At 42.9% G+C, this 2623-nt stretch carries 5 pseudogenes; 2 read left to right on the plus strand and 3 right to left on the minus strand.

Going from position 1 to position 2623, the window contains the following annotated elements:
• Nucleotides 1-1100: pseudogene (gene ipaH7.8 / locus BFF42_RS14725) on the minus strand (T3SS effector E3 ubiquitin-protein ligase IpaH7.8); the annotation flags it as partial.
• A gap of 328 nt (nt 1101-1428) precedes the next feature.
• On the opposite strand from ipaH7.8, the pseudogene BFF42_RS14730 reads away from it, so the two are divergent.
• Nucleotides 1429-1608, plus strand: a pseudogene (locus tag BFF42_RS14730) (IS66 family transposase); the annotation flags it as partial.
• Nucleotides 1609-1624: 16 nt separating this feature from the next.
• On the opposite strand, the pseudogene BFF42_RS14735 reads toward BFF42_RS14730, so the two are convergent.
• Nucleotides 1625-2315: pseudogene (locus tag BFF42_RS14735) on the minus strand (IS1 family transposase).
• A 57-nt stretch (nt 2316-2372) separates the two neighbouring features.
• On the opposite strand from BFF42_RS14735, the pseudogene BFF42_RS27795 reads away from it, so the two are divergent.
• Nucleotides 2373-2486: pseudogene (locus BFF42_RS27795) on the plus strand (hypothetical protein); the annotation flags it as partial.
• Nucleotides 2487-2508: 22 nt separating this feature from the next.
• Here BFF42_RS27795 and BFF42_RS14745 read toward each other — a convergent pair.
• Nucleotides 2509-2623, minus strand: a pseudogene (locus BFF42_RS14745) (IS630 family transposase); the annotation flags it as partial.

The following is a 2623-nucleotide window of genomic DNA, read 5'->3' on the forward strand; positions in this document are numbered from 1 at the left end:
TTGTTCCATGTGAGCGCGACACGGTCCTCACAGCTCTCAGTGGCATCAGCAGCAACAGCGAAAGACTGCTGTCGAAGCTCCGCAGAGGCACTGAGTTTTTCCAGCCATGCAGCGACCTGTTCACGGAATCCGGAGGTATTGCGTGCAGAGACGGTATCGGAAAGGCGGTCAAGGAACGCGGAAAAGGTGTTGGCGTGCTCTTCATGTTCAAAAGCATGCCATATCTGTGATACATCAGATTGTTTGTTTTCCGGGAACCATGCTGTCACGGCATCAGCCAGGGGGCGATGGAGTGTATTCTGTTGTCCGTCACTCATGGAGAAGTAAATCTGCGGGCCGTGGTAGTCCGGCGAAGAGGTTAATCTTTGCAGGGATTGCAGAACGCGAGTCGACAATGGATTCCCTGAAATATTAATCCTGTAACTTGAATCTAATTGTGAAAAACTCTCCGGAAGAGTGGTTATCTGATTAAAATGAAAATAATATTCCTTTTGTCTGATATTGTTTCTATCAGAAAATTGAGGAAAAGTAACCAGATTATTGCGCTGAGCACAGAGAATTTCCAGTTTATCCGGTAAGTCGGGTAATGTTGTCAGCCTGTTATAATAAACATGTAAAAATTTCAATTTTTCGGGAAGAGCCGGTAAGTTATATAGCCTGTTATTTTCAACAAATAATGATGTTAAATGGTTTGGCAAAACAGGAAGGTTTTCCAGTTGATTAGAACGAACACTTAAAGTTGTTAATGACTCAGGAAGTTCTGGTATCACAGAAAGCCTGTTATTATCAGCATTAAGTTCTTTGAGAAATGCAGGCAGCTTTGGCAATGATGTTAATTTATTATTTTCTACAATCAAAGCAGAAATATGGTTTGGTAATTCGGGAAGAGACGTCAAATTTAGGTCTGATAAATTTAATACTGCTTCTTGATTCTGAAAGCACTGGGAGAGTCTGTTAAAAGCAATGCCTCGCTCTTCCCCGGGAGAAGAGTTCTTTTCCCATTCAGTCAGGATTCTCAGATAATGTTCATTACTGGTTGAGTTTGAGTTAATAGAGGGGGAGCAAGAAACTGATGAGTGTGTATTATTTACAGAGAACATAATGCTAGGGCAACCTTATATTTGTGAGAATAAATATTTAAAATTGTATATTTATACAAATTTCACTTACCATTTCCGATATTAAGTTTTAATAGTTTCCATTTTACACATAACAGAAGTTAGTTGTAATTTATTTATTGAGGTTTTCTATGGAATTCTTTTTTTATTGTGACTGCAGTCAATAATAACACTGAATTCAACATTCCAGTGAGCAAGGAAATGTAATCCGAGTAAGTATATTTGTTTTACATCATATTTTAGCCAAGCTCATTTATTCCTATTATAGAATGATAAATTAAAATTACTGTAAAAAAACGATACACATTTAATACGAGGGAGGCCGGCAGAAAAACGGCTTGCGGTAAGGCAGGCGAAATGTGTGCCGCGAATGAAGTCCTTGTATGACTGGATAAAGCTCCAGAGGAAAACTTTGTCAAACCATGCTGAAATGGTAAAGGCGTTCAACTATATCCTGAATCACTGGAATGTACTGAATGAGTTTTGCCGGGTAGTACTTCCAATCATTAGAATATGTGCTTTTCAATGAAGGAACCGATGACTTTTTCGTGGATTTCCACGGAACGCGAGAAGCAGATTGTTTTACGTGCCAGCCGCTTGATGCGGGGGCGGAGGGTCAGGTTGTTACGTTCATACGTTGCGTGAAGATTTTGCCGGTCAGGTGTTTCTCCTCCGGCACTTCTCTGGCGTAGCTGCCCCAGTCATCGCTGGTCACCATGCCGATACAGAACGGAGTCAACAGGGCTAACAGTTCCCGACAGGTCTCATCATTCCGTGGCCCGCAAGTGTAAGCCAACACACCGCCAGTTTTAGTGTTGTACGCATACCAGGGCCAGTGTTGTTGCGCCTTGCTGCCAACGAAGCGCCACTGCTCATCAAGTTCACAGATAAGGGCAACATCAGCGTGAGCGACTGGCGCAGATGTTATCCGCCGGGGCGAGAGCTTTTTAATGTCCGTATGACGGTATTAATGCCGATTTTCAGTGTTCTGGCGGTATAACAGCCCCCTGCGCCGTTATGTGCCATTTCAACGATCTGCTCCTTAACGCCGAGTTTTCTGGCTTCATAAGAGTAAGTGAGCTGGAAAACACGTTTACATGAGCGACAACGGAAACGCTCATGCCGGGAACAACTACGGCCATGTCGATAAACTTCATCGGAATTACAGCGCGGACAATGAACAGTAACGGTAGTCATGGAAAACCTCAAATACCAGTAGATTACCAGAAACTTCTATCGATTGAAGACATTACCTTTTGCCGCAATAGGTGGGGTAACATTGGTGAAAACGCATTACGCCGGGTGGCAGTTGGAAAAAAATTATCTTTTTTCGGCTCTGATCGTGGTGGAGAAAATGCGGCAATAATCTAAATAGCTGCGCTTAATACCGCTACACTTTTGCCAGCCCATGTTTGCCTCCGGGGAATGGGCTGACGGTTTCCATAAAATGGCGAACTTTTTTCAACAGTTGCCACATTGAGCGGCACTGATGATTACGCGTTATT

Source organism: Shigella sp. FC1661, assembly GCF_001712525.1.
Taxonomy (GTDB): Bacteria; Pseudomonadota; Gammaproteobacteria; order Enterobacterales; family Enterobacteriaceae; genus Escherichia; species Escherichia coli.